The sequence below is a fragment of the Spirillospora sp. NPDC048911 genome (assembly GCF_043198015.1).
Lineage (GTDB): Bacteria > Actinomycetota > Actinomycetes > Streptosporangiales > Streptosporangiaceae > Spirillospora.
Map to the genome: position 1 here is coordinate 274,736 of NZ_JBICUD010000005.1, position 20,873 is coordinate 295,608.

The following is a 20,873-nucleotide window of genomic DNA, read 5'->3' on the forward strand; positions in this document are numbered from 1 at the left end:
GGAGAACTACGGTTTGTCGCTGCCGACGATCCACATGGCGAAGAACTGGGCCCCGCCGCCGTAGGCGTGGCCGAGGGCCCGGCGGGCCCCCTCGACCTGGTGCTCCCCGGCGAGGCCGCGGACCTGGAGGGCCGCCTCGGCGAACCGGATCATGCCGGAGGCGCCGATCGGGTTGGACGAGAGCACGCCGCCGGAGGCGTTCCACGGAATGTCGCCGTCGAGCGCGGTGGCGCCCGACTCGGTGAGCTTCCAGCCCTCGCCCTCGCCGCAAAAGCCGAGGTTCTCCAGCCACATCGGCTCGTACCAGGAGAACGGCACGTACACCTCGGCGACGTCGAGCTCGCTGCGCGGGTCGGCGATGCCGGCCTGCCGGTAGACGTCGGCCGCGGCGTCCATGCCGCCCTGCGGGTTCACCGTGTCGCGGCCCGCGAAGAAGATCGGCTCGGACCGCATCGTGGTGCCGTGCACCCAGGCCGGCTTGTTGGGGGTCTTGCGCGCGGCCTCCTCGGACGCGAGCACCATCGCGCACGCGCCGTCGGACGACGGGCAGGTCTCCAGGTAGCGGATCGGCTCCCAGAGCATCGGCGTCGACTCGACCATCTCGCGCGAGATGCCCGGGATCTTGAGGTGCGCGTACGGGTTCTTCAGCGCGTTCTCCCGGTCCTTGACCGCGACGAGCGTGCCGATGTGGTCGGGGGCGCCGGAACGCCGCATGTACGCGCGGATGTGCGGGGCGAAGTAACCGCCCGCCCCGACGACCAGCGAGGTCGAGTAGGGGGTGTTGACGGTGAGCGCCCAGGTGGCGTTGGACTCCGACTGCTTCTCCCACGCCACGGTGAGGACCCGGTCGTGCACGCCGCTCTGGATGAGGCTCGCCGCGACGTTCGCGGTCGAGCCGCCGACCGAGCCCGCCGTGTGCACGCGCATCATCGGCTTGCCGCGCGCGCCGAGCGCGTCGGCGAGGTAGGCCTCCGGCATCATGACGCCCTCGAAGAGGTCGGGCGCCTTGCCGATGACCACCGCGTCGATGTCGTTCCAGGTCAGCCCGGCGTCGTCGAGCGCGCGCTGCGCCGCCTCACGGACCAGCCCGGCGATCGAGACGTCCAGCCGCTTGGTCTTGTACGCCGTCTGACCCACGCCGATGATCGCGCACGGGTTACCCATTGTTCTCTCCCGAAAGGACGCAGACGAGGTTCTGCTGGAGGCACGGGCCGGACGTGGCGTGCGCGAGCACGCGCGTGGCGGTGCCGTCGGCGATGCGGGCGGCGGCCTCGCCGATGCGGATCAGGCCGGTGGCCATCACCGGGTTGGCCGACAGCGCGCCGCCCGAAGGGTTGACCGTCACGTCGTCGCCGAGGCCCAGCGCCTCCCGGAGGATCAGCTCCTCGTGGGTGAACTGGGCGTGCAGCTCGGCGACCTCGATGCCGGTGGCGCCGGCCTTCTCGCCTGCGATCCGGGCCGACTCCGAGCGGGTCAGGTCGCGTACGCCGGGAAGATGGGCCTCGCTGCGATGGTCGATCCCGGTGATCCAGGCGGGCCGTTCGCACAGCTCGCGAGCCTTGTCGCCGGCGGCCAGCACGATCGCCGCCGCGCCGTCGGCGTCCGCCGCGATGTCGTGCGGGCGGAGCGGCGCGACGTCGTAACCGGAGTCGCCGGGCTCGTCGAGGTGGAGGGCGAACGGGTTGTCGCGGCCGGCCGCGCGGGACCGGGCGGCGACGGCGCGCAGATCGTCCTCCTTGGCGCCCGACCGTTCCAGGTAGGCGCGGGCCTGGAGGGCCGCGAGCGACACCTGGTCGACCCCGAGCGGCGCCAGGTAGTACGGGTCGAACTGCTGGGTCATGATCTCGCGCAGCGTTCCCTGCGAGGGCTTGCCGAAGCCGTACACCAGCGCGGTGTCGATCTCGCCGTGCTGGAGCTTGACCCACGCCTCGTACAGCGCCCACGCCGCGTCCATCTCGACGTGCGACTCCATGATCGGCGGCCAGGCGCCGACCGCGTCGAGCGCGGACACGAACGAGAACGGCGCGCCGGCGAGGTAGTCGCACGACCCCGAGCAGGTGAAGCCGAAGCGCTTCACCCCGGTGCGTTCCTTGATCTCGGTGATGACCGGCGCGAGGAGCTCGACCTCGGCCTGCCCGGTGTCCTCGGCGGTGTGCCGCGTCTGGACGAACGCGACGACGGCCACATCTCTGCTCATTGTTCGCTCCGCTCACGGTGCGCCGCCGCTTCGACCCGGCGGCTTCCCTCGTCGCTCGTCCCTGGCTCCTCGGTCCGGCCGCCGGGCGGCGGCGCACTCACAGGTAGTCCTTGATCGCGTCGAAGGGGACGTCGGGCTCGTCGAGCGGCTCGAACCACTTGATGTTGGCCATGGTCTTGCCCCACTCCTCGCGGGGCTTCCAGGCCGCCTTGACCCGCATGCCCATCCGGACCTGGTCCGCCGGGATGCCCGCGACGAGGGCGAGCATGGTGAGCCCGGCGCCGTCCAGCAGGATGTAGGCCGACACGAACGGCACCTCGGGGGCGCGCGGGTCGGGCAGGTTGTTCACCGCGAACGTGGTGACGGTGCCGGTGTCGGCGACCTCGACCTCTTCGGTGGTGGGCACTCCGTCCTTGGGGCACAGGCCCTTCATCGGGACGATGACCTGCTCGCAGACCGGGCACCGGTGGCCGATGAGCTTGCCCTGCGACACGCCCTCCAGGAAGCGGTCGAGCGCCCGGCCGCCCCGCAGGTCGTACTCCAGCCGCGACGGCGCGTTGATCATCGTGACCTCGGGCTCGAAGCACTCGATGTCGCCGATCGACCCGGCCCGCTTGCCCCGGCCGCGGAACTTGGGCCGGACGCGCATGCCCGTCTTGAGGAAGCGCGGGGCGTCCGCGCCCTCGTCCAGCACGCCCACGTCGAGCGCGTGCAGCAGCGCGGTGTCGGCGCCGTCCGGCTGGATCAGCGCCCAGGCGAACGGGCGGTCGAGGGGATGCACCTTCAGCGGCCGGGACACCCACGACCAGCTCTGGACGGTGCCGGCGGGCCCGACCTCGACGTACTCGTCCGTCACCGCCTCGCCGGTGTCGGGGTCGTATTCCAGCGGCGGGAAGAGCACCTTCCCTGCCTGGGTGCGCACGCCCACCAGGCGCCCGTCGCGCAGCTCGCTCAGGAACCGGCCGATGACCGGCCCGACCGACCGCGTGTAACCGCCGGGGAACTCGAGGACGTGGTTGGGGGCTTCAGATGGCACTCTCGCGGTCCTTCCAGTACGGGTCGCGGAGCTTCCTCTTGAGGAGCTTGCCGTTGGGCTCGCGCGGCATGGTCTCGATGAAGTCGATCGACCGTGGCCACTTCATCTTGGCCAGCCGGCCCTCCAGTGAGGAGAGGATCTCGGCGGCCAGCTCCGGCCCCGGCGCGACGCCCGCCGCGGGCTCGACGATGGCCTTGATCTGCTCGCCCCACTCGTCGTCGGGGATGCCGAAGACTGCCACGTCGGCGACCTTGGGGTGGAGCGTGATCTCGTTCTCGATCTCGGCGGGGTAGATGTTCGCGCCGCCGGAAATGATCATGTCGGACTTGCGGTCGGACAGGAAAAGAAAGCCGTCCTCGGTGAGGTAGCCGATGTCGCCGACCGTGAAGTGGTCGTCGAGCCGGTTCTTCTCCGTCTTCTCCTTGTCGCCCTTGTACTCGAACGTCGTGCCGGCCATCTTCATGTAGATCGTGCCCGGCGTCCCCGCCGGCACCGGCTGCCCGTCGTCGTCCACGATGAGCAGCTCGCTGATCGGCCAGGCCTTGCCGACCGTGCCCGGGTGGGCGCGCCAGTCCGCGGGCGAGGCGATCGTGCCGCCGCCCTCGGTGGCCGCGTAGTACTCCCAGATGCAGTCGCCCCACCATTCGAGCATCCGCTGCTTGATCGGCACCGGGCACGGCGCGGCCGCGTGGATGGCCCACTTCATGGACGAGACGTCGTAGCGCTTCTTGACGTCGTCCGGCAGGCCGAGCAGCCGCTTGAAGTGCGTCGGCACCATGTGCGTGTTGGTGATCTTGTAGCGCTCGATCAGCCGGAGCGTCTCCTCGGCGTCCCACTTGTCGACGTAGACCAGTGTGTGGCCCATCTGCAGCGCCGTGCCGCCGAACTGGGTGACCGCGGTGTGGTAGTTCGGCGAGGTCACCAGGTGCGCCTGCGGTTCGTTCCCGGCGGGACGCCCGGCCTGCATGCCGAACAGCGACAGCAGGAACGTCATCAGCTCGGCGCTGTCGTCGGGATCGATGCCCGCCAGCTTGCGCTTGACGCCCTTGGGCCGCCCGGTGGTGCCGGACGTGTAGTGCATGGTCGCGCCGTTGCTGCGGTCGTCCGGCAACGTGTCGGGCTGCCCGTCGACCAGCTCGCCGAACGGCCGGAACCCCTCGACGGCACCGAAGCCGAACCGCCGATGCGCCTCGATCCCCGACTCCCCGGCACCGCGCACGCCTTCCTCGGCGTACCGCTCGTGCACGAAGAACGCCTTGGCCTCGCTGTCGGCCACGATGTAGCCGATCTCGGGGCCGGTCAGATGCCAGTTGATCGGCGTGTAGTACCAGCCCGCCTGCAACGCGGCCAGATAGAGCACCAGGCCCTCGACGCCGTTCGGCACCAGCCCGCAGAATCCGTCGCCGGTCTTGAGCCCGAGGCCCCGCAACCCGTGCACGACACGGTTGGCACGGGCGAGCAGGTCACCCGCGGTGTACTCGATCCCCTCCGGGTCGACGGCCGCGATCCACTCCGGATCGGCCTGCGCCAGCCGCCAAAATCCCAACGATCCCATCGGATCTCCTCGTTGGTCGCACGGTCGATGAGCAGCGTCGCACTCACCCCGGAATGCCAAAGTAGATCACGTTCTCGTTTTCTGGGGCAAGACCTGTTGACGCGCCGATCTCCCCACTAGAATCTGTTCTTGTTTCTTTCTGCCTGGGAGGACGCGTTGGAACGGCTGCCGATCAGCACCGAGCACTGCACCGTCGAGCGGGACGGTCACGTCGTCATCGCGACGATGAACCGTCCCGAGGCCCGCAACGCGCTGAGCTCGGCCATGCTCGTCGGTCTCGCCGACGCCTGGGCCTACATGTCCGAGACGCCCGAGGTGCGCGTGGGCATCCTCACCGGCGCCGAGGGCCAGTTCTGCGCGGGCGCCGACCTGAAGGCGATGGGCACCCCGCCCTCCGACCCCAAGGTCCAGGAGCGCATGCAGCAGATCCCGAACTTCCACTGGAAGGGACTGCTTCGCGAGGGCCAGCCGACCAAACCGCTCATCTGCGCGATCGAGGGCTACGCCGTGGCCGGCGGCACCGAACTCCTCGTCGGCACCGACCTCCGCGTAGTGGCGGAAGACGCCACCCTCGGCCTGTACGAGGCGAAGCGCGGCCTCTTCCCCATGGGCGGCTCCGCGATCCGGCTCCCCCGCCAGATCGGCTACGCCGCCGCGATGGACATCCTCCTCACCGCCCGTTCGGTGACCCCGCAGGAGGCCCTCGCCATGGGCCTCATCAACAAGGTCGTCCCGTCCGGCACCGCCCTCCAGGCCGCCCGCGAGCTCGCCGACCAGATCGCCGAATGCGGGCCCCTCGCCGTCCAGGGCATCCTCCGCACCTACCGCGAGACGCAGCACCTCTCCGAAGAGGAGGCCCTCAAGATCTCCGACGAGATCGGCTGGCCCGTCATCGGCTCCGAGGACGCCAAGGAAGGCTCCAAGGCATTCAAGGAGAAGCGTCCCGCCGTCTACCGGGGCAAGTGATCCCTAACCCTCATTAGGTCACATCCGGAAACACCCATGTTGATTGCCGGCTCTTCCCGTGGCTATGGCACCGGACGCATGTGTCAGAGGAGGAGCGACCGGATCATGGCACTGAACATAGGACGCAAGCGACAGGACGCGCCCGTCGCGGAGGAGCGGCGCCCGCCCCTGCGAGAGCGCCTGTGGCCCCGGCGCACGACCGCCGAGGCCACGCAGACCCCCACGCGCACCGTCGTCGTCGAGCGCAAGCCGCGCCGGTGGCCCCGTCATCGGCCCAACCCCGTCAGCTCGATGGTCATGGGCGCGGGCTGGGCGGCCGTCCTGATCCTCGTGCTCGGGATGCTGCTCACCCTGGGCGACGCCAACCCGGGCAACACCCTCGTCGACTCGACCCTCGACGCCGGACGCTGGCTGGCGACCCCGTTCCACGACGCGTTCACCCGTTCCAACCCCGAGCACCAGCTCTACCTCAACTGGGGGATCGCCGCCGCCGTCTACTACGCGATGGCGCGGGTCGTCTCCTGGCTGATCCGCTTCTGATCGTCGGCGCGCCTGCCGACACCCGCTCAGAACTGAGCAGGCGCGCCGCTCCAGCTCCTGAACGGCCCGCGCACCCCCGTCATCCGCGGGTCGTTCAGCATGTCACCGGTAGACGGCGGAAACCTGCCAGCTCGAACCCGTGGCCCCTTGATCGACTTGGGGCATGACCACAACGATCAACTCGGCGCCCCGGCTCGGCGTCGTCGCGGTCACGCTGGGGATCTTCTCCATCGTCACCACGGAGATCCTCCCGATCGGCCTGCTCCCGTCGATCGCGGACGGCTTCGAAATCTCGGCCGGGACAGCGGGCCTCACGATGACCGTCCCGGGCTTCGTCTCGGCGGTCGCAGCACCCGCCGTGACCGTAGCCAGTGGCCGGATCGACCGGCGAACACAATCTTGTGCGGCCTCATGACCGTGCTGGCCCTGGCCGATTTCCTCGCACTCCTAGCAGCGGCGACGATGGCTATTGGAACTCGCCCGTCTCCAACATGAAGCCGAACGGCTCAGGCAGGTCGATCCCCTTGCCGAAGCCCAACCGGATGTCCTCGCGGTAGTCCCCCGCGTCACGGTCAGGCTCGCTGAACAGGCACAGCGTCCTGTCCACGCGGTCTGCCAGCAGGTAGAGCGGAATGCCCGCCTTCGCATAGCAGTGCCGCTTGATCCAGCGGTCCATCTCGGGCTTGCCGGAGGTCACCTCGACCACCATCGCGACACCAACTGAAGGCATCCAAGGCTCGGCCCCGGCGAACAGATCCAGGTCCATCGGCGCGAAGACACCGTCCGGAACTAGATAGTTCTTCGTGTTGTGGAGCGCCTGGCGACCTGCCGGCCGATGGAGGACAGGACTCCCTCATGGTCTCCCCCGGGGGCGGCGACACGACGATCTCTCCTTCGATGAACAGACGAACGCCGCTGCTCGGACGCGCGTGAATAGCAGAGAAGATGCACATAATGGGCGGGTGGCCTCTGTTCCGCCTGCGCGGCATCTGGTGCGTGCCAAGGACCTCGCTGACGCGCGGTATTTCGAGCCGCTGACCGTGGACGACCTCGCGCGGGCGGCGGGGCTTTCGCGGGGGCATTTCAGTGCGGAGTTTCGCAGGGCGTTCGGGGAGACGCCGCATGCGTATCTGTTGACTCGGCGGCTGGAACGGGCCGCGGCCATGCTTCGGACGACCGACCGCTCGGTGGCGGACATCTGTGTGGGCGTGGGGCTTCAGAGCATCGGCTCGTTCACGACCAGCTTCAGCCGCGTGTACGGGATGTCACCGACGGCCTACCGCGCCTCATACCCGCCCGCTGTTGACTTCGCGCTGATACCCGCGTGCGTCCTGCGTGCATATGGGCGTCCGCGAAACCGGACGTTTCGAGAAGACGCCGCGCGGCCTCGCTGATTAGCGTCGGTGGCGACCGACGAGGGAGGACCCGATGATCAAGATCGCCAACGCGCAGTTGTGGGTGCACGACCAGGACGAGGCTCTCGCGTTCTACACGCAGAAGCTCGGCATGGAGGTGCGCGTCGACGCCACCATCCCCGAGATGGGCTTCCGCTGGCTCACCGTCGGGCCGGTCGGCCAGCCGGACGTCGCGATCGTCCTCATGGCGATCCCCGGGCGGCCCCTGATGGACGACGCCACGAGCGGGCAGGTGCGGGAGCTGGTGGCGAAGGGCTTCGCGGGGACCGTCTTCCTGGTCACCGACGACTGCCGCGCCGCGTTCAAGGAGCTCACCGAACGGGGTGTGGAGTTCACCGAAGAGCCCGACGAACGCCCGTACGGGATCGATTCGGCGTTCCGCGACCCCTCCGGCAACAACATCCGCCTGACCGAGGCCTACTCGGCCATGCCGTAACGAAGAACGCTCCGGCCGGGTGGGCGGCCGGAGCGCTCTTCGGTCAGGCTTCGGTGATGGTGTTGAGGCGTTCGATCGCCTCGACGTACTCCTCGATCAGGTCGTAGACGACCTGGGCGGCGGGCTTGACCTGGTTCATCGAGCCGACGATCTGGCCTACCGGGAAGGTGACCAGCTCGCCGTCGCCGGAGCGGGCGATGCGGGGCAGGGCGTCGGCGACCAGCATGAACTGCATGGGCATCGGGAGGTAGCCGGGCGACTTCTCGCTCTCCCAGGCCTCGGTCCACGCGGTCTTGAGGAAGCGGGCGGGCTTGCCCGTCCAGGCCCGGGAGCGCACGGTGTCGCGGGAGGTCGCGTTCAGGAGTTTAGGCATCGCTCTTTCGGGGGTGTCGGCCTCGTCGACCGTCAGCCAGATCGAGCCGGTCCAGGCGCCGTCGGCGCCGAGGGCCATGCCCGCCGCGAGCTGGCGGCCGCGGCCGATGCCGCCGGCGGCCAGGACGATCGTCTCCTCGCCGACCGCGTCCACGACCTCGGGGATCAGGACCATCGTCGAGACCTCGCCGGTGTGGCCGCCCGCCTCGGTGCCCTGCGCCACGATGATGTCGACGCCGACCGCGACCTGCTTGCGGGCGTGGCGGGCCGTGGAGGCGAGGCCCGCGACCTTGACGCCGTGCTGGTGGGCCAGCTCCACGACGTCGGCCGGGGGCGGGCCGAGGGCGTTGGCCAGCAGGGCGATGGGGTGCTTGAGGGCGACCTCGACCTGCGGGCGGGCGGTCTGGTCGGTCCAGCCGAGCAGGGCTTTGTTCGCCTTCTCGGTGGACGGCTCGACGCCGTGCTCGGCGAGGAGGTCCTCCAGGAAGGTCCGGTGCTCCTGCGGGATCATGCCCTGCAGCTTGCCGAGCAGCTCGTCGGCGTCGCCGAGGTCGGCGCCCTCGTACTTGGCGGGCATGACCACGTCCACGCCGTACGGCTTGCCGCCGACGTTCTCGTCGATCCATTTGAGCTCGAGCTCGAGCTCCTCAGGGGTGAAGTACAGCGCGCCAAGCACGCCCATGCCGCCGGCGCGGCTCACGGCCGCGACGACGTCGCGGCAGTGACTGAACGCGAAGATCGGGTACTCGATGCCGAATAGTTCGGTGACTCGTGTCCGCACACCCCGAACGATAGGCCCCCGATCAGCAAACTGCAACATGTTCTACTTTGGGGATTCGGCTGGAGGGGCAGGTTGTTGAGGTCGGTGGTTAGAACACGTATCAGAGACCCCGTGGCGCCGCCACGGGATCGCTGGGAAGGGGGAGGTCAGGAGCGCTTGACCGGCTCGCCGGGCTGCACCTCGCCGAACTTGCCGTCCGCCCGCCGGACCGGCTTCTTCGGCGGCCGCGCGGCCTTGCGGTCGGCCACCATGCCCGAGATGGCGCCCAGCAGGAGCATGATCACACCCAGGAAGAGCGAGCCGACCGGCACGTAGACCCGGACGGCGGCGATCTTCAAGGCGTAGGCGTCGGCCTGGGAGACCAGGCTCTTCTCGCCCTGCTCGGTGGTCCGCAGGTCGGCCGACGCGACCGTCATCTTGCCCCGGCCGTCCGGGGTCTGGACGAAGCTGTGGATCGCCTGCCGGACCTTGACCGGGACGCCGGTGCGCGGGTCGACCCACTGGGTGATCGTCGACTGGAAGTAGCGGTCGACCTTCTGGGCGGGGCTCTTCTTGCCCAGCCCGAGCCACTCGCCCGGCATCTTGAAGGTGACCTTCTGGGTCATCGTGACCGGGACCTGCCGGGTGAACTTGTACGCGGTGATGCCCTGCACCGTCTCCTCGGCCTCGAAGCGCATCGGGACCGAGCGGCGGGTGGTCATGTCGAAGAACGGGTAGTCGCGCTTCTCCACGTTCGCCAGCGGGAAGAGCAGGCCGTAGCCGCTCATCTGCACCTTGGTGTCGCCGCCGATGTTGACGCCGCAGCAGTTGACCAGCTGCGCGGACCGCCGGTCGAAGGCGATCCGGTACCCCTGGACCTCGATCATCTTGTCCGGGTGGGCCTTGTCGTAGATGTTGGTCGACGAGTCCCAGACGGCGATGTCGTTGTCGCCGTTGTTGGCGCGGACGTCGCCGCGCACGGTGTTCTCGGCGACGAGCGTGACGTTCTTGCGCATCTTGAGCGTCGCCGTGTCGAAGTAGGCGGCGTTCTGGGCCTGGAGCTGCGTGCGCTGGTAGCGGTTGAGCGGCGCGCGCACCATCTGGTCGGCGACATAGAACCGGACGAGCGGCGCCATCGCGAGGAAGAACGCCCCGAAAACGACCAGGACCAGGCCGAACGTCCGGCGCATGTCCAACCTCCCGCAGGGCGTCTCACGACACGTCGTTTCACGAGCACGAGGGGCCGACCCCGGCGTGTGCGCGTTACCCTACAGGACCACTGAAACCGGTCATCCAATAAGCCGATTCCGCAGAAGGCGCCCTTGTGAACACCGGTATCCGCACCTCGGGCCGGCGCCGGCCGGGGCCTCCGGGCCGCGCCCGGCTCGCCCTTCCGGGCCGCCGCTGGCTGGCGCTCGGCGCGGTGCTGCTCGCCACGTTCATGGACCTCGTGGACGTGACGATCGTGAACGTGGCGCTGCCGGCGATCCAGCGGGAGCTGCACGCCGGTTACGCCGCCGGGCAGTGGATGGCCGCGGTCTACGCGCTCGGTTACGCGCTGCTGTTGATCACGGGCGGACGCCTCGGCGACATCCTCGGGCGGCGGCGGGTCTTCCTGGCCGGGATCATCGGGTTCACGGTCGCGTCGGCGGTGGCGGGGGCGGCGGTCTCCCCCGGCATGCTGATCGGTGCCCGCGCGGCCCAGGGCGCGTTCGCCGGGATCATGGTGCCGCAGGCGCTGTCGGTGATCACCGTGCAGTTCGCGCCCGGCCGCGAGCGCACGCTGGCGTTCAGCCTGTACGGGGGGCTGCTCGGCGTGGCCCAGGTCGGCGGGCCGATCCTGGGCGGGCTGCTCACCCAGCACGGCGTCTTCGGCGCGCTGGGCTGGCGGGCGATCTTCTACGTCAACATTCCGGTGGGCCTGGTCGCGCTGGCCGGCGCCGCGCGGTGGATGGACGACTCGCGCGCCAAGCCGCCGCCTCGGCTCGACCTGATCGGGGTGGCGCTGATCAGCGTCGCGTCGCTGCTGTTGATGTTCCCTCTCGTGCAGGGACGGGAGTACGGCTGGCCGTGGTGGTCCGTGGCGCTCCTCGTATGCACCCTGCCCGTCCTGATCTTGTTCGCGGCGTACGAGCGGCGGAGCACGAGCCCCCTCGTCCCGCCGCAATTGTTCGCCCGGCGCCCCTTCACCGCCGGGCTGATCCTCACGCTGGCCCTCTTCGCCGGCGTCGCCGCGTGCTTCATCACGCTCACGTGGGGCCTGCAGTTCGGCCTCGGCTGGTCGCCGATGCGGGTGGCCCTGACCGGCTTGGCCTGGCCCGCCGGGGTCGCGTGCACGGCCCAGTACACGCACCGGCACGGCCACCGCCACGCCCGCCGCCTGGTCGGCGCCGGCACGCTGATCATGGCCTTCGGGCTGGCCGGTCTCAGCGTCCTCACCGCCGCGGCCGGCCGCGGCCTGACGCCCTGGCCGATGGTCCCGTGGCTGTTCGTCGCCGGGCTGGGGATGGGCTTCGCGCTCCCGATCCTGGCGAACGCGGTGATCAGCGACGTGCCCCACCACAGCGCCGGGGCGGCCTCGGGCGTCTTCAACTCCGTCACCCAGCTCGGCGGCGTCCTGGGCGTCGCCGCGGCCGGGCTCCTCTATTTCGGTGCCGCCAAGGCCCCGGTCGCCATCTCCCCGGACGGGACCCCGCGGGCCCTGGCGTTCAGCTCGGCGGCGTTGCTGCTCGCCGCCGTACTCTCCGGTTTGCTACCGAGACGTATCGCATCGGACGAACCCGGCCAACTACCCTTCAGCGACACCGTCGAGACTCCACGCCGACCGGAGGGGAGGCCGCGCTGACGCCGACGCGCGTGACCGTCGTGGTCCCGACCCGGAACTCCGCCCGCACGCTGGAGCGGTGCCTGGCCTCCGTCCGGGCGCAGACGCAGGCGGTGGAGCTGGTCGTCGTCGACAACGCCTCCACCGACGCGACCCCCGCGATCGCGGCGGCGCACGCCGACGTGGTGGCGGGCCACGGGCCCGAACGCAGCGCCCAGCGCAACCACGGCTGGCGGACCGGCACCGGCGAGATCATCGCCTTCGTCGACTCCGACATGGTCCTGGAACCCGAGGTCGTCGAGCAGGCGGTCAAGATCTTCGCCACCGAGCCCGACCTCGGCGGCCTCGTCATCCCGGAACTCTCGTTCGGCGAGGGATTCCTGGCCCGCTGCCGGGCCGTCGAGAAGCGGTCCTACCTCGGCGACGAGACGGTCGAGGCCGCCCGCGTCTTCCGCCGTTCGGCCCTGGAGCGGGCCGGCGGCTACGACGAGGAGCTGAGCGCCTTCGAGGACTGGGACCTCGCCGACCGGGTGGCCGCCGGCGGGTTCCGCATCGGCCGGGTGACGGCGGTCGTCTGGCACGACGAAGGCCGCATCACGCTGCGTTCCGCGTACCACAAGCGCCTCTATTACGGCCGCTGGCTTCCCGCCTACCGATCCCGCCCGCACGCCCGGTCGTTCAACCGCCCGCGGTCGGTGCGGGCACTCCTGCGGCAGGGCGCGCCCCACCTCGTGGCCGGGCTGGTCGCGCTCAAGATCTCCGAGGCGCTGGGCCTGCTCCGCGGATCCCGCTCGGATACCCTTCGGCCACCGTGACACTCGCAGCTCCCCGACCCCAGGCCCCCCGACCCCACGCGGGCCGGGACGATCGGCTCCCCACGATCTCCGGGCACCACGCCGCGCTCGACGGTCTCCGCGCCGTGGCGGCGCTCATGGTGCTGCTCTTCCATGTCGCGGCGAGCACGGGCTACCTCACCCGCCAGGGCGCGCTGCCCTCGCTGCTGTCGCGGGGCGAGATCGGCGTGCCGATCTTCTTCACGCTGTCCGGCCTGCTCCTCTACCGGCCCTGGGCCGCGGCGGCGCTCGGGCTCCGTCCGCCGCCCGGGACGATCGGCTACCTCTGGAAGCGCGCGCTGCGGCTGCTGCCCGCCTACTGGGCGCTGGTCGCGGTGACGATGGTGATGTACGCCGAAGATCACCTCACGGACGTCTGGACCTGGATCTCGCTAGGGACCCTCACCTACAGCTACGACCCTCACCCCTGGTGGAACAACTACCTCGGCCCCAACGGAATGGGCCAGATCTGGAGCCTTACGGTCGAGGCCGCGTTCTACGTGGCGCTGCCGCTGCTCGCACTCCTGCTCCGGCTCTGGGCACAGCGGGCCGGTGCGGACGTCGGCGCGCGCGCCCGGCGGCTCCTGTACGGGCTGGGCGGCTATTCGCTGATCTCCGGGATCTACGCGCTCGGGGTCTCGTTCACCTCGAACGAGGGTTTCTACGGCAACTGGCTGCCCCGCTACCTGGCCTGGTTCGCGGTGGGGATGGCCCTGGCCGTGGTGTCGGTCTGGGCCCACGCCGAAAGCGACGGCGGGCCGGTGGGCCGGTTCTGCCGGACGGTCGCGGCCTCGTGGGGCATGTGCTGGATCACGGCCGCGCTGCTCTACTGCGTGGCCTCGACGCCGCTCACCGGGGTGTCCCGCTTCATCGCCGCGAGCGCCTGGACGACCGAGCTGCACATCGTGCTGTACGGCCTCGTCGCCGCGTTCCTGATCGCCCCGGTGGCGCTGGCCCCGGCCGGCCATCCGGCGATACGGCAGATCCTGGGCAACCGGGTGATGGCGTTCCTCGGCAAGATCTCCTACAGCATCTTCCTGTGGCAGTTCGTGGTCATCTACGTCTGGTTCGACATCACGGACCACCCGCCGTTCACCGGCAACCTGCTCGTCGACTTCCCCGTCTGCGCGCTACTCACGGTCGGGGTGTCGGCTCTGAGCTACTACCTGATCGAAAGCCCCGCCCGGCGCCTGGGAACGGGACGCCGGAAGCCCGTTGGCCGGAAGCCCGTCGGGGAGGGTCTCCCTGGGTGAAGGCCCACCCTCGGAGGGCCCACCCTCCGGCGGACGTGCCTCCGCCCGCCCTACCTCTGCCCCACCTGTCTCCGCCCGACTTGCCTCTGGCACACCTGTCTCCGGCACACCTGTCTCCGGCACGCCTGCGTCCGGCGGGTTTGTCTCTGCTGGGCTGACGGGTACCCAGCGCAGCTCTCCCCCGCCGGGGAGCCAGATGTCCGGCTCGCGCGATGCGGCGAGCATGGCCGCCAGGTAGCCCACCACCACGAGGCCGAGCACCTGCGGCACGACGTCCCGGAGCACGTCCGGCACGGTGCCCTCGTCGCCCTGGCGCGCCATCCACGTACCGGCGGCGACGCACGCGCCGCCGGCCACCATCGGCATCGCGATCACCCAGGACGAACGCAGCCGGCGGACGGGAGCGGAGCCATGGCGCTGCGCCCAGTGCGTCACCAGCGCCACGACCACGGTCACGCCCAGGCCGACGAGGCCCGCCAGCCAGAAGCCGAGCCCGGCGGCCAGCCCGAGCGCCGCGAAGCGGGCCGCGAATCCCGGTGTTCCCGTGGGCGCGGGAGCCGCCGCCCTGACGGGAGCCTGCCGCCGCCAGAACGCCACGAGGAAGAGCACGAGCAGGAGGTTGAGGCCGGCGAAGAGCGCGATCCGGTAGAGCCCGTCGGGTTCGTAGGTCAGCTTGACCACGCCCGCCGTGCCCGCCGGGACCTCCCACGCCTGCCGCCAGCCGTCGAGACGGACGGGGCGCAACTCCTGGCCGTCGACCACGGCCTTCCAGCCGACGTTGTAGTTCTCGTTCACGACGAGGTACGAGCGCCCTTGGGTGTCGACCTCCACCTCACGCGCGCCCTTGTCCCAGCCCCGGACCTGCACCGGCTGGCTCGCCTGGGGCTTGGCCGCGCCCAGCTCGCCGCCCGGGTCGACGACCATCGAGTCGACCCGGTAGGCGGTGCCACCGGCGCCGATCCGGTTGTCGCCCGCGACGACCCGTACCGGCTCGCAGGTCTGGAACCGCATGAGCCGCCCGCCCAGCACGTCGTCCACGGTCCCGCTGAGCCGCGTCCGGCTGGAGGTGCCGTTGACCTGGACGGTCGGCCCGTATCCGCAGGGCGTGGTGAACGGCTTGAACCCCGACGCCGTCAGCGGCTGCACCCCCGGCACGGTGACGTCGCTGATCTGGAGGGGCACCTGAGAGGACGTGAACCTGAGCGTGATGCGGTCGGTCCAGATCGGGGAGAACCGCAGCCGCCCGTTCTTGTCGACCAGGCCCTCGCGGACCTCGCCGCGCGCCCCGGTCACGGTGACGCGCAGCGCCGCCGACGCTCCGGCGGGCCGGGCGATCGTCACCTCGCCGAGCCGCCCCGCCCGGCCCCAGGCGATCTTGAGGGTGGGCGCGCGGTCGTCGCCGGCGGCCAGCCAGGTCGTCGCCGGGTTGCCGTCGAACGCCGACCGCGGCAGGCCCGCCGGTTCGCGCGTCCAGGTCGAGCTCGCGCCGACGGTGACCTTGGACCCGAACCGGGTGAGCCGGTCGATCAGCCCCGGCTCGGTGAGCACCGCGTTTCCGCTGATCTTGGCGCTCGCCTCGGCCGGCGAAGGGAAGACCCTGTTGAACGTGTTGCCCTCTTCGTCGTCCTTGCCCAGGTCGGGCGAGCAGACCCAGCGGGACGAGCCGCGCATGCACTCCGACCGCCGCGGCACCGATCGCGCCATCAGCTGAGCGGGCGCCTGGCCGGCGGACTTGGCCTGCCTGCCCGCCACCGCGGCCTGTCCGCTCGGCACCGCGGGCATGCGGAGGTAGCGGGACGCCCGCACGCCCGGGATCGTGAGCTCGGAGACGGCCACCCGCGCGGCGGCGGGCGACACCGGCTCCTTGGCGAGCTTCAGGATGCGGATCCGGATCCATCCCGTCGGCCCCGCCGGGGCCCGCAGCCGCTGCGCCTCGGCGGTCGGCCGCAGGTCCTGCTCGATCGTGCCCGCCTGGGTGTCGACCGCGACGCGCGCCGGCGACGGGCCGAGGAAGTCGTTCTGGACGAAGGACACGTCGACGCCCTGGCCGACCTCCCGGGACTCCTTGAAGTCCACGCGCAACCACTGCTGGAGCGGCCCGTTCCAGCCGCCCGTCGTCCAGTGGGTGCGCGGGTCGTTGTCGAGGGCCGCCGACGGCAGGGCGCCCGGGTCGTCGAACCCGGTGAGCGCGCCGGGATCGGCGGCCGAGGACGAGGCCGTGACGCTCTTGATCCCGTCGTACGCGGCGGTCGTGCGGTAGCGCAGCCACTCGGGCTCTTCCGGATCGGCGCCCTGGCCGCGCGTGTCCGACCGCGTCCCGTCGGCCGTCTTCGTCGGGGAGATCTGGCTGCGGATCTCCCCGATGTTGCGGTCGCGCCAGCGCATGGCGTCCGACACGACGCGCTGGGCCGGAGCCGCCGGATCGTCGTCGTCGAGCAGCACCGGACGGCCCTTGAGGGCGCCGTTGTCGGCGAGCGACAGCAGCCCCTCCGGCGCCCCGTACATCCGGACGGCCCGGCTCGCGTCGAGCATGCTCACGACGTCGTCGGCCTCGCCCACCTCGTAGATCTCGACCGGCGGGTAGCGCTGGTCGAAGGAGCCGACCGCCTCGTCGTCGCCCCAGCCGCCGACCGGCTGGTCACCGAACGAGGCGACGCGCTTGATGCCGGGCGAGGTCTCCAGGGCCTCGTGGATCCGGGCGGGCCAGGCGCCGCGCAGATCCGACCGGCTGAGATCGTTGCGCACGAGCAGGAAGCGCACGCCCATCCGCGCCAGCACCTCGGTCAGCCCCGCGGAGCCGCGCCCGGCCGCGACGCGCTGGTCGATGGCGTCCATCAGCCGCGCGTAACCCGGCGAGCCCTGCGGGACGAGCTGCCGCGCGCCCCAGCGAGTGCTGAGCAACGGCTGGACGATGTCGTCCATGGGACGGCCCCAGGTGTACTCCCCGAAGCGGGCGCCCGGCACGGCGAGCACGGCCTGCTGCCCGGCCCGCCCGTTCAGCCAGTTGGCGGCCTGCTGCCAGTACTGCGGAACGGCCGGAAAGTCGCCTGGCCCAGCCAGGCCGTTGGTGAGCGCGGGGAATGACACCGCCGCCAGCGTGGCACCCGAGACCGCGAAGAGGCTCAGCCGCGCCCGTGGCCGCCGCAGCGTCCCCGGCAGGTGGACGAGCCCGAGCGCGAGCGGCAGCCTCACCAGGCCGTCGAACTTGTAGAGGTTGCGCAGCGGCGCCAGCGGCCCGTCCAGCAGCTCGCGCATCGGCGCGGCCAGCGGCCCCTCGATCCGGCTCGCGTGCCCGGCCGCGATGATCGCGAGCCCGGCGAACAGGACGAGCAGCAGGAACGTGCGTTCGGGCAGGTCGCGGCGGGCCAACCCGGCCAGGCCGAGCGCGGCCAGCATCGCGGTCACGATGATCAGGAACGTGCCGGTGGACAGCTGGAACCCGACCGGAAGCGAGAAGGGGTCGAGATAGTTGATCCAGCGTTCGGCGCCCCGCAGCACGTCGATCAGCCCGGTCGGCCCGGTCGTGGTGTCGGACTTCTCGGTGTAGCCGAGCCAGGAGAAGCCGTACCGCCCGGTCAGGACCAGCGGCGCCAGCCACCAGGCCGTGGCGAGCACGACGGCGACGCCCCACCAGATCATCAGCCGGATCCGTCCCGGCACGCCGCGGCGCCGGGTGAGGAGGTAGATCGCGGGGACGGCGAGCACGGCGATCGTCGCGGTGCCGTTGATCCCGCCGCACAGCGCCACGGCGACGCCGGACCGCGCGGCGGCCCGGATCCGGGAGCCGCGCCCGTCACCGGCCGACGTCAGCGGGAGGACGATCCACGGCAACATCGCGAGCGGGAGGTACTCCCAGGAGTTCTGGCCGAGGGCCGAGAGCCCGTGCGGCCCGAGGGCGTACGCCATCGCGCCCACGAGCCGGCTGACCGGGCCACCGATCCCGAACCGTTCGGCCAGCCGTCTGGCGCCCAGGAAGGCCGCGCAGAGCAGCAGCGACAACCACAGGCGCTGGGTGATCCACGCGGGCAGCCCGATCAGGTCGCCGAGGGCGTAGAACGGGCCCATCGGGAAGAAGTAGCCGGCCGCCTGGTTCTGGAGCTGGCCGAACTGCTCGGGATCCCACAGGTGCAGCGCCCGGCCGAGGAAACCGAGCGGGTTGACCGCCATGTCGATCTTGGTGTCGGCGAGGATCCGGCCCGGCCGGGTGGACGTCACCAGGACGATCAGGGCCAGGCAGCAGATCGCGCTCCGGAACCGTTCGCGCAGCCGTTCGTCGAGGCCCTCCCCGCCGTGATCAGGCTGCTCGGGCCGCCGGGCGGGGTCACGGTCGGCGTCGGAGAGGCGGCGCGCCAGCCGGTCGGCCCACGCACCGGTGCCGGTAGCCATGCCGCTCGCCCCTCCTCCCTGCCCTGGATCCCGTCCGTCCGCGCGCGGATCGGGTGCGACTCAGCGGACCGAACCGTCGCCGGCGGAGACGTCCTCGCCCGAACGGACGTCCTCGGCGGCACGGACGCTCTCGTCGGCGCGGCCGAGCAGCCGCTCCGCCGGGGTGGCGATCCGTACGTCGAGCACGCCGCCGCGGTCGCGGAGCAATTCGTCCCTCACCGGACCCTCGACGACGCGGGGATGCTCGTCACCGTACCCGCGTACGACGTGTGCGTCGGCGTCTCCGGTGGCACTGGTGCCCGCGCGCACCGCCGCCGCGATCAGCTCGCCCATCCGGTCGGCGGTGCGCGCCCAGTCGAACTCCGCCGCCCAGGCGCGGCAGTCGGCGGCCACCCGCGCCCGGCGCTCGGGATCGTCCAGCTCCTTGAGCACCCGTTCGACGGTGCCGGCGAGCTCCTCCTCGTCGGGGACCAGCCAGCCGGTCACGCCGTCGCGGATCGCGTCGCGCAGGCCGTCCACGTCGTAGGCGACGGTCGGCACGCCCAGCGCGGCGGCCTCGGCGACGCACAGCCCCCAGCCCTCGCCCTGCGAGGCGCTCAGATGGAGATCGGCACGACCGACCAGGGCCGCCTTCTCCTCCTCCGACACGAAACCGTGCAGGACGACCGTCCTGCCGAGGCCGCGCGCGGTGATCTCGGCGGCGAGCCGGTCGTGCTCGGGGCCGCGCCCGACGATGCCGATCCGCAGATCCGGCCACTGCGGAAGCAGCCGCTCGGCGAGGTCGAGCACCCGGCCGACCCGCTTGTGCGGCACCAGCCGGGTCACGCACACCAGCTCGGGAGCCCCCACCGGCTCGGCCTCAACAACCTCGTCGGGGATGGTGACGCCGACGGGCACCAGGTAGATCGGGCCCGTCCAGGCCAGCCGCTCCCGGAGGGCGGTCATCGTGGTGAGGGAGATGGCCGTGCACGCGTGCCTTCGGTACGTCCAGCGCGCGACCGGGCCTTCGAGCATGCGTCCCACCCATGCGAGCCAGGCGGGGAAGTAGAGGCCGAACTGCTCGTCGTGCACATGGAAGATCGAGCAGAAGACCGGCACCCGGCGCGGCAGCACCCAGGGGGTGAAGAACGGGATGCCGTTCTGGCAGTCGATCACCGCGTCGAACCGGCGCCGCCGGAGCAGCAGCCACAGCAGCACCAGCGGGTAGACCGTGAACCGGCCGCCGGCGCGGACGAAGTCCACGCCCTCGACCCGTTCCCGGCGCTCCTGCCCGGGCGCGCGGCAGGTCAGGTACGTCACCCGGACGCCCCGCGCCGCCAGGCGCCTGGCCAGCTCCCAGGCATAGCGTTCGGCACCCCCCGCCGAGGGGTGCCAGGGGTCCCGCCAGTTGACGATCGCCAGCCGGCGGCCGGAGACGCCGCCGGTCATCCCGGCCCGGATCGGCTGGTCTCGGTGACGGGGAACACGTGCGCGCCAGGCAGCGCGGGCGCCACGGGCAGGACGGGCGCGACCGGCAACGCGGGCCGCTCCGCCGTCACCCATGGCGGGGGGACGGGCCAGGAGAGTTCACGCGCGGTCTTGAAGCGGATCCGGGCCAAATCGCGGAGGCAGGGGAAGGAGTGCCGGCGGACCGAGAACGTGGTGCCGGGAACGTCCCGCCACTCCACCGGCAGATCGATGATCGCGGCGCCGCGCCGGACGCAGTGCATCAGCAGCTCGACGTCGAACGCGAACCCCGCCGTGCGCAGGTCGGCCGCGGCGGCCCGGGCCAGCGGCCCGGCGAAGAACTTGAAGCCGCACTGGGTGTCGGTCACCCCGCCCGCGAGGTCGCGGATCAGCAGGTTGAACGTGACGGCCCCGAACTTGCGCAGCGGATGGCTGTAGTCCTCGACGCGCGACCGCGGATGGCGGCGGGAGCCGACGACGACGGGATGGCCCGCGCGCAGCAGGCCGACCGCGGTCTCCAGCGCCTCCAGCCCGGTGGCCATGTCGGCGTCGCAGAATCCGACGTAGGGGGCACTGGTGGCGAGCAGCCCCTCCCGCACGGCCGCGCCCTTGCCCCGGCGCGCGCAGCCGATCAGCCGTACCGGCACGGGGCCCGTCCAGTCACGGACGATCTGCGGGGTGGCGTCGCTGCTGGCGTTGTCGACGACGATCACGCCGGCGGGAAAGGGCAGCGCGTCCAGGGCGGCGCTGAGCCGGGCCAGGCCGCCCGGGAGCCGGGCCGCCTCGTTGTACGCGGGGACCACGATCTCCAGGAGGGAGGGCTCGGCTGCGTCCATGAGACCTGCGGTGACGCC

General features: G+C 71.4%; 16 protein-coding genes and 2 pseudogenes. 8 read left to right on the forward strand and 10 right to left on the reverse strand.

Going from position 1 to position 20,873, the window contains the following annotated elements:
- Positions 1-6 precede the first annotated feature (6 nt).
- From ACGFNU_RS24115 to ACGFNU_RS24130, 4 genes are all read right to left on the reverse strand, one after another.
- On the reverse strand, positions 7-1,164 hold the full coding sequence (locus tag ACGFNU_RS24115; RefSeq protein ID WP_392596973.1) for a thiolase domain-containing protein: 1,158 nt from the start codon (positions 1,162-1,164) through the stop codon (positions 7-9).
- Entirely contained in the window at positions 1,157-2,197 is a 1,041-nt protein-coding gene (locus ACGFNU_RS24120) for a thiolase domain-containing protein (RefSeq protein WP_392596975.1), read from the reverse strand. Before ACGFNU_RS24120 ends, ACGFNU_RS24115 begins: the two co-directional genes overlap by 8 nt.
- A 97-nt stretch (positions 2,198-2,294) precedes the next feature.
- Positions 2,295-3,233, reverse strand: coding sequence for a Zn-ribbon domain-containing OB-fold protein (locus ACGFNU_RS24125; RefSeq protein WP_392596976.1), 939 nt, complete (start codon positions 3,231-3,233; stop codon positions 2,295-2,297).
- On the reverse strand, positions 3,223-4,788 hold the full coding sequence (locus ACGFNU_RS24130; RefSeq protein ID WP_392596978.1) for an acyl-CoA synthetase: 1,566 nt from the start codon (positions 4,786-4,788) through the stop codon (positions 3,223-3,225). Before ACGFNU_RS24130 ends, ACGFNU_RS24125 begins: the two co-directional genes overlap by 11 nt.
- A 156-nt stretch (positions 4,789-4,944) precedes the next feature.
- Here ACGFNU_RS24130 and ACGFNU_RS24135 point away from each other — a divergent pair, with 156 nt between their 5' ends.
- The 3 genes from ACGFNU_RS24135 (at position 4,945) to ACGFNU_RS24145 (ending at position 6,709) form a co-directional block, all read left to right on the forward strand.
- Positions 4,945-5,754 carry a crotonase/enoyl-CoA hydratase family protein gene (locus tag ACGFNU_RS24135; protein ID WP_392597739.1) on the forward strand — a complete coding sequence of 270 codons (810 nt, stop codon included), beginning with the start codon at positions 4,945-4,947 and terminating at the stop codon, positions 5,752-5,754.
- Between the two features lie 105 nt (positions 5,755-5,859).
- On the forward strand, positions 5,860-6,294 hold the full coding sequence (locus ACGFNU_RS24140; protein WP_392596979.1) for a hypothetical protein: 435 nt from the start codon (positions 5,860-5,862) through the stop codon (positions 6,292-6,294).
- A gap of 163 nt (positions 6,295-6,457) precedes the next feature.
- A complete protein-coding gene (locus tag ACGFNU_RS24145) occupies positions 6,458-6,709 on the forward strand; it encodes a hypothetical protein (protein ID WP_392596981.1) in 252 nt (83 codons plus the stop codon).
- A gap of 51 nt (positions 6,710-6,760) precedes the next feature.
- Here the strand turns inward: ACGFNU_RS24145 and ACGFNU_RS24150 are convergent.
- Positions 6,761-7,087 (reverse strand): annotated as a pseudogene (locus ACGFNU_RS24150) (Uma2 family endonuclease); the annotation flags it as partial.
- A 169-nt stretch (positions 7,088-7,256) separates the two neighbouring features.
- Between ACGFNU_RS24150 and ACGFNU_RS24155 the strand changes: the two are divergent.
- Together ACGFNU_RS24155 and ACGFNU_RS24160 are read left to right on the forward strand one after the other, a co-directional pair.
- Positions 7,257-7,688 carry a helix-turn-helix domain-containing protein gene (locus ACGFNU_RS24155; protein ID WP_392596982.1) on the forward strand — a complete coding sequence of 144 codons (432 nt, stop codon included), beginning with the start codon at positions 7,257-7,259 and terminating at the stop codon, positions 7,686-7,688.
- Positions 7,689-7,722: 34 nt separating this feature from the next.
- Positions 7,723-8,145, forward strand: coding sequence for a VOC family protein (locus tag ACGFNU_RS24160; RefSeq protein ID WP_392596984.1), 423 nt, complete (start codon positions 7,723-7,725; stop codon positions 8,143-8,145).
- Between the two features lie 43 nt (positions 8,146-8,188).
- Here the strand turns inward: ACGFNU_RS24160 and ACGFNU_RS24165 are convergent, their stop codons facing one another.
- Together ACGFNU_RS24165 and ACGFNU_RS24170 are read right to left on the reverse strand one after the other, a co-directional pair.
- A complete protein-coding gene (locus ACGFNU_RS24165; RefSeq protein ID WP_392596986.1) occupies positions 8,189-9,298 on the reverse strand; it encodes an NAD(P)H-dependent flavin oxidoreductase in 1,110 nt (369 codons plus the stop codon).
- 146 nt (positions 9,299-9,444) lie between these two features.
- The gene (locus tag ACGFNU_RS24170; RefSeq protein ID WP_392596988.1) at positions 9,445-10,467 is read right to left on the reverse strand and encodes a DUF3068 domain-containing protein; all 1,023 of its coding nucleotides are present in this window, start codon (positions 10,465-10,467) and stop codon (positions 9,445-9,447) included.
- A 134-nt stretch (positions 10,468-10,601) separates the two neighbouring features.
- Between ACGFNU_RS24170 and ACGFNU_RS24175 the strand changes: the two genes are divergently transcribed.
- From ACGFNU_RS24175 to ACGFNU_RS24185, 3 genes and pseudogenes are all read left to right on the forward strand, one after another.
- Positions 10,602-12,122, forward strand: coding sequence for an MFS transporter (locus ACGFNU_RS24175; RefSeq protein ID WP_392596990.1), 1,521 nt, complete (start codon positions 10,602-10,604; stop codon positions 12,120-12,122).
- An 11-nt stretch (positions 12,123-12,133) separates the two neighbouring features.
- Positions 12,134-12,916: a glycosyltransferase family 2 protein gene (locus tag ACGFNU_RS24180; RefSeq protein WP_392596991.1), complete on the forward strand. Its 783-nt coding sequence runs from the start codon at positions 12,134-12,136 to the stop codon at positions 12,914-12,916.
- A gap of 116 nt (positions 12,917-13,032) precedes the next feature.
- Positions 13,033-14,037: pseudogene (locus tag ACGFNU_RS24185) on the forward strand (acyltransferase family protein); the annotation flags it as partial.
- 27 nt (positions 14,038-14,064) lie between these two features.
- On the opposite strand, the gene ACGFNU_RS24190 reads toward ACGFNU_RS24185, so the two are convergent.
- From ACGFNU_RS24190 to ACGFNU_RS24200, 3 genes are read right to left on the reverse strand one after another with little or no spacing between them, the layout of a single operon-like run.
- Entirely contained in the window at positions 14,065-18,573 is a 4,509-nt protein-coding gene (locus tag ACGFNU_RS24190; protein ID WP_392596993.1) for an alpha-(1->3)-arabinofuranosyltransferase family protein, read from the reverse strand.
- A gap of 60 nt (positions 18,574-18,633) precedes the next feature.
- The gene (locus ACGFNU_RS24195; RefSeq protein WP_392596995.1) at positions 18,634-20,001 is read right to left on the reverse strand and encodes a glycosyltransferase family 4 protein; all 1,368 of its coding nucleotides are present in this window, start codon (positions 19,999-20,001) and stop codon (positions 18,634-18,636) included.
- Positions 19,998-20,855 (reverse strand): glycosyltransferase, encoded by an 858-nt coding sequence (locus ACGFNU_RS24200; RefSeq protein ID WP_392596996.1) that lies wholly within the window; start codon positions 20,853-20,855, stop codon positions 19,998-20,000. Before ACGFNU_RS24200 ends, ACGFNU_RS24195 begins: the two co-directional genes overlap by 4 nt.
- Between the last annotated feature and the right edge of the window lie 18 nt (positions 20,856-20,873).